The 4956-nt window shown below is 64.4% G+C and carries 5 protein-coding genes and 3 tRNA genes; 3 read left to right on the top strand and 5 right to left on the bottom strand.

Features of this window, described 5'->3' with window-relative positions; translation table 11 throughout:
• From HMPREF9440_RS04210 to HMPREF9440_RS04195, 4 genes are all read right to left on the bottom strand, one after another.
• Nucleotides 1-284: GTP-binding protein (locus tag HMPREF9440_RS04210; protein WP_040763540.1), on the bottom strand; the 284-nt coding region annotated here is incomplete at its 3' end.
• A gap of 66 nt (nt 285-350) precedes the next feature.
• A tRNA-Thr gene (locus HMPREF9440_RS04205) sits at nt 351-425 on the bottom strand.
• A gap of 10 nt (nt 426-435) precedes the next feature.
• A tRNA-Gly gene (locus tag HMPREF9440_RS04200) sits at nt 436-509 on the bottom strand.
• A gap of 74 nt (nt 510-583) precedes the next feature.
• Nucleotides 584-669 (bottom strand) — tRNA-Tyr (locus tag HMPREF9440_RS04195).
• Between the two features lie 200 nt (nt 670-869).
• On the opposite strand from HMPREF9440_RS04195, the gene cls reads away from it, so the two are divergent.
• The gene (gene cls / locus HMPREF9440_RS04190) at nt 870-2342 is read left to right on the top strand and encodes a cardiolipin synthase (RefSeq protein ID WP_008541806.1); all 1473 of its coding nucleotides are present in this window, start codon (nt 870-872) and stop codon (nt 2340-2342) included.
• A 67-nt stretch (nt 2343-2409) separates the two neighbouring features.
• Here cls and HMPREF9440_RS04185 read toward each other — a convergent pair whose 3' ends face one another.
• A complete protein-coding gene (locus HMPREF9440_RS04185) occupies nt 2410-2799 on the bottom strand; it encodes a hypothetical protein (protein ID WP_008541805.1) in 390 nt (129 codons plus the stop codon).
• 410 nt (nt 2800-3209) lie between these two features.
• Between HMPREF9440_RS04185 and folE2 the strand changes: the two genes are divergently transcribed.
• Nucleotides 3210-4007 carry a GTP cyclohydrolase FolE2 gene (gene folE2, locus HMPREF9440_RS04180; protein WP_008541803.1) on the top strand — a complete coding sequence of 266 codons (798 nt, stop codon included), beginning with the start codon at nt 3210-3212 and terminating at the stop codon, nt 4005-4007.
• Nucleotides 4008-4130: 123 nt separating this feature from the next.
• On the top strand, nt 4131-4956 hold an 826-nt coding region (argS, locus tag HMPREF9440_RS11880; protein WP_008541802.1), incomplete at its 3' end, for an arginine--tRNA ligase domain-containing protein.

Below are 4956 nucleotides of genomic sequence, written 5' to 3'. Positions count from 1 at the left end.
CCCGTAATCATGTTCTTCACGTAGTCGGCGTGCCCCGGGCAGTCGACGTGCGCGTAGTGGCGGTTGGCGGTTTCGTATTCAACGTGCGCCGTGTTGATCGTGATGCCACGGGCCTTTTCTTCAGGAGCCGCGTCGATCTGGTCGTACGCCTTGGCTTCGCCGCCGAAGTGCGACGAAAGAATCGTGGTGATGGCGGCGGTCAGCGTGGTCTTGCCGTGGTCCACGTGACCGATGGTGCCCACGTTGACGTGGGGCTTGGTACGTTCAAACTTACCCTTGGCCATTTCTGAGGCTCCTGAACAAAATCCGACACTAACCGGATCGTTTCAACGAAGAAAAGAAAAATTCGGTGGTGCCCATGATGCGGATCGAACGCATGACCTCTCCCTTACCAAGGGAGTGCTCTACCACTGAGCCACATGGGCATGAATGCTTTGGAGCGGGTGAAGGGAATCGAACCCTCGTCGGGGGCTTGGAAGGCCTCTGCTCTACCATTGAGCTACACCCGCCCGGGATCGAAAAAAGGGATCATTCCGCTCCGCAACTTCTCGCTGCTGCGCGAAATTCATTTGAAGATTTTCGCTGGTGGAGGGGGATGGATTCGAACCATCGTAGGCGTAAGCCAACAGATTTACAGTCTGCCCCCTTTAGCCACTCGGGCACCCCTCCGTTGCGAGAGAACCGAATTATTACCTGAGGTTTTGCGACTGTCAAGACGCTGAAAGCGCAAAAACTTCAAATTACGTGTTTATACGTATTTTTGAATCTCCGGAACCGCGGTTTCGGGGCCCCTTCCCGCCTCTGACGCCCCTTCCCGGCGGCTATCATCGAAGCGTTTTCCTCTTATATTCCGTCCGCGAGGCCGCAACGTGCAAGAGATCCCCGCCGAGGCGCTCACCCTGTGGGGCAGCTTCGCCGCACTGCTTCAGCTCCTCATCGTCGCCGCCGTGACGCTGCGCGTCATGCTGACGCGCCATCCGCCCGGCTCGGCCTTCGCGTGGATTCTGCTCACCGCGATCCTCCCCTACGCGGGATTCGTCCTTTATCTGCTCTTCGGCGAGCGCCCGATCGGCCGCATCCGTGCGCGGCGGCTCCGAAAGAGCCTCGACATGTGGGCGAAGATCGGCCGCCACCGGCTCACGCCACACGGGCCGCTTCCTCCCCGGATGGTCCGCCACCGCACCTTCATCCACCAGGCAACGCACGTGGGCGGGATGCCGCTCACGTCCGGCTCGGACGTGCGGCTTTTGGGGTCCTCAGACGAAGCCTTCGCCGCCATCGCGGCGGAAATCGACGGCGCGAAGCGCTCGGTCGACCTCGCCTTCTACATTTGGGAGTCGGGCGGCGCCGTCGACGCGATCGAGTCGCGGCTCATCGCCGCGGCGCGGCGCGGCGTCAAGGTCCGCATCCTTGTGGACGCCTTCGGCTCGAGGGCGTTTCTGAGAAGCCCCCAGAAGACCCGCCTCACCGCCGCAGGCGTCCGCGTCGCGAGCGCCATGCCGCTTCGCTTCCTCTGGATCTTCGGCCTTCAGCGTGCCGACATCCGGCTTCACCGCAAGGTCGTGGTCGTCGACCGGCGCGTGGGCTTCACGGGAAGCCTCAACATGATCGACCCGATGGAGTACGACGCCGCGAAGACGGTCGGCCCCTGGGTCGACGCCATGGTCCGCTTCGAAGGCCCCGCCGTGCTTTCGCTCCAGGGCCTCTGGGACTTCGACTGGGCGCTTCAGCCCGACGGCGACGCCTCCGACTTCGAATACGTCTACGGGACGACCGAACACCCGCAGACGGGCCGCGCCGACGTCGTCGCCGTACCGTCCGGTCCCTACGCCCGGCAGGACCAGGGGCTCCTGCTCGTTCTTGGCGCCATCGGTCACGCCGAGTACAGTCTCACGATCGTGAGCCCCTATTTCGTCCCGAACGAAGCGGTCGTGCTGGCGCTCCAGAACGCGGTGCTGCGCGGCGTCGACGTGAAGCTGATCGTCCCGCACAAGACCGACAGCCGGTTCGTGAGCTGGGCCGCGCGACGCTATTTCGACGATCTGCTCACCGCGGGGGTCAAGATCCTCTACTACGAGGGCGGGCTCCTGCACACCAAGTCGATCACGGTCGACGACGAGTGCGCGCTCTTCGGCTCGCTCAACATCGACAACCGCTCGATGCACCTCAACTTCGAGCTCACGATGCTGATTTTCGAGCCGGGGTTCGTGAGGGAACTCAATGCCCTTCACGCCCGCTACGAAGCCTCTTCGACGCCGATCGACCCCAACCGTTGGCGGGAACGCCCCATCAAAGAGCGCCTCAAGGAAGGCGCGAGCTACCTCATCTCGCCGCTTCTCTGAGGCGCAGAGACGCAAAGGGCGCCGCTCGTTCGTGAGGGCGCCCTTTCTTGTGGGGTCGGAATTGTGCTTACTTCGTTTCCGCGTCTTCGACGTCGTTCATCTTCCAGCGGCGGCGGGTCGCCGTTTCGCGGCGCACGTTCCCTTCGCCGTCCGTCTCGACCGTCACGTCGGTCTCGATGTAGACGGATTCGCCGCCCGAACGCTCGCCGTAGCGCGAGCGCGCCTGGGCTTCGGCCTGACGCATCATTTCGGCGAAGTCGGCGTAGGGGCTGGGCTGCGCCCAACCCATCTTGACCTTCAGCCAATTCCAGGCCCAGAAGAGCGCGGCGGCACCGACCGCGACGACGAGGAGCCCGAAGATCAGCGGCAGGAAGACGGCGGCGAGCGCCACGACGATGGCGACCGAAAGAAGGCCGATGAGGATCGCGGCGGGCTGATTGGCGTAGTAAAAGCGCATGGGGTCCTTTTGTCTCGTAGTCGGGGCCGTCCTTCGGGCTATCAAAGGGATTGACCGCCCGGAAAACGGGCCCGCAGCCCCGTCGGGCCCTTAATCCAAGGATGGGGACGCCCCCCCGGGATTTCAATGGAGGGAAGCCCGGTTTCTGAAAAAAATCATTTCCACCCCATTTTGCCCCGACGCCCTTGATGGGTGGGGATTGCCGTTTTGGTAACATTGCCGGACTTGCAACCCGAAGTCCGCGGTCCGGCCCGACGCCGGACCAGCCCGGGAGCCGCGCCGCGCACCCTGCGCAGGCGCCCCCAAGCCCCGAGCAGCGGGTGCCTCACCCCCTGGAGAGCGCCGCCCGATGCGGACTCGAGGACGGACGCCCCTCATGCGCCCGCCCGCACTCGTTCGAAAGAAAATCCATGGACAACGAAATGAAGACGATGCTCCCTGACGTGCAGTCCTCGCACGACGGGCGCAACATCCCCATCAACCGCGTCGGCGTCCGCGGCGTGAAGACGCCGCTCGTCGTCGCCGGCCGCGACGGCGAACAGCACACCGTCGCCGAACTCGCGATGACGGTCGCGCTCCCCGCCGACCAAAAGGGCACGCACATGTCGCGCTTCATCGCCATGCTCGAAGAGCACGGTGAGCCCTTCTCCGCCGAGACGATGCGCCACCTCATGCTCGACATGCTCGACCGGCTCAACGCCGTCGACGGCACGATCGAAGTGCGCTTCCCGTACTTCATCCGCAAGACCGCCCCGGTGAGCAAGCTCCAGAGCACGATGAACTACGAAGCGGCCTGGATCGCCGACGCCACGAACGGCGTCGTCACGGTCCGCCAGATCATGGTGACGCCGGTGACGAGCCTGTGCCCCTGCTCGAAGGAAATCTCCCGCTACGGCGCGCACAACCAGCGCTCACACGTGACGACGTCGCTCCTTCTGGGCGCCCCGATGACGCTCGAAGAACAGGCGGCGATCGCCGAAGAAGCGGGCTCCTGCCAGCTCTGGGCGCGCCTGAAGCGCGCCGACGAGAAGTACGTGACCGAGTACGCGTACGACCATCCGAAGTTCGTCGAAGACCTCGTGCGCGACATGGCGAAGGCTCTGGACGACGATGAGCGCGTGCAGGCCTACCGCGTCGAAGCCGAAAACTTCGAATCGATCCACAACCACTCCGCCTACGCCTGGATCGAACACGACAAGCGCGGCTGATGCACCCAAAAATCCGTTACACAACCCGTTGACCGGACCGACCGCACCGCGAACCCGCCGACTAGACTGTCGGGATCCGTTGTTGCGGTCGTTTCCGTTTTGAATCCTCCGACTCGCCTTACTATGCTCGCCCAACAAAAAGAAGCCGTCTCCGCTCTCATTCAGAAGGCGCTCGCCGAACTCGGCCAGCCCGACGCACCCGTCGTGCTCGAGCGCCCGAAGAGCCCGGAGCACGGCGACGTCGCCTGCACGTCCGCGCTCCAGCTCGCCCGCGCCATGAAGAAGGCGCCGCGTCAGATCGCCGAAGACATCGTGGCGGCGCTTCGCCGCTACCCCGAGACCGACGCGCTCGTGAGCTCGATTGAGATCGCCGGTCCCGGCTTCATCAACATGCGCGTCGCCGACGGCGCGCGCCAGGACATCGTGCGCCAGGTGCTGCGCGAGGGCGAAGCCTTCGGCCGCAACGACGCGCACAAGGGCGAGTCGGTTCTGCTCGAATTCGTCTCCGCGAACCCGACCGGGCCCCTTCACCTCGGGCACGCCCGTCAGGGCGCCCTGGGCGACGTGCTCGCCAACATCCTCGCCACGCAGGGCTGGGCCGTCACGCGCGAGTTCTACTACAACGACGCGGGCGTGCAGATCGGCAACCTCGCCGAGAGCGTGAAGATCCGCTGCCGTCAGCTCCAGGGTGAAGCGGTCGACCTTCCCGAATCCGCCTACCACGGCGAATACATCATCTCGATCGCGCGCGACTTTTTGGACAAGAAGCCCGTGCACGCGCACTCGGGCGAAGTGATCGAGTCGACGGGCGACTTCAACGACACGGACCTCGTGCGCCGCTACTCGGTCGCGTACCTCCGAAACGAACAGGACGACGACCTCGCCGCCCTGGGCGTGCGCTTCGACAACTTCTACCTCGAGAGCTCGCTCTACACGTCGGGCCGCGTCG

Origin of the sequence: Sutterella parvirubra YIT 11816 (assembly GCF_000250875.1) — a bacterium.
Lineage (GTDB): Bacteria > Pseudomonadota > Gammaproteobacteria > Burkholderiales > Burkholderiaceae_F > Sutterella > Sutterella parvirubra.
This window is presented reverse-complemented; position numbering and strand designations above follow the sequence as displayed.

What these genes read in the sequence shown, in the direction of transcription:
- HMPREF9440_RS04185 (WP_008541805.1), bottom strand. Translation starts at nt 2,799, where the DNA reads ATGCGCTTTTACTACGCCAATCAGCCCGCCGCGATCCTCATCGGCCTT.
- folE2 (WP_008541803.1), top strand. Translation starts at nt 3,210, where the DNA reads ATGGACAACGAAATGAAGACGATGCTCCCTGACGTGCAGTCCTCGCAC.